Below are 359 nucleotides of genomic sequence, written 5' to 3' on the forward strand. Positions count from 1 at the left end.
AAAATGCCAACGTACCGATCAGAACCGGTACTGACCGCCGTCGATGCCGTTCTGGATGTCCGGGGTCAGGCGCTGGTAGCAGTCTTCGCCGGGCAGCAGCACGTACACCGGGTCGGAGACCTGGTTGAGATCGTACTTCTGTTCCTTGAGCTTGTTTTTCTGGTGCTTGAAGGTGCCGGTGGTTTCCATGCCGTGGTCGGTGATGCGCAGGAACACCGGGATCGCGTAGGGCGGCAGCTCGGTTTTCAGGTGGGCGCACAGGCCTTTGCTGTCGAGTTGCTCCGGCGCAACGTTAAGGCGCAGCTCGGCCATGCCGGCGCGGCCGTTGGTGTTGGGGATTTCCACACCGTAGACCACCG

Annotated in this window: 1 pseudogene; it reads right to left on the reverse strand. The window is 61.6% G+C overall.

Features of this window, described 5'->3' with window-relative positions:
• Positions 1 to 18: 18 nt before the first annotated feature.
• Positions 19 to 359: pseudogene (locus tag CGS25_RS18875) on the reverse strand (long-chain-acyl-CoA synthetase); the annotation flags it as partial.

The organism is Alloalcanivorax mobilis, assembly GCF_002864685.1.
GTDB lineage: Bacteria > Pseudomonadota > Gammaproteobacteria > Pseudomonadales > Alcanivoracaceae > Alloalcanivorax > Alloalcanivorax mobilis.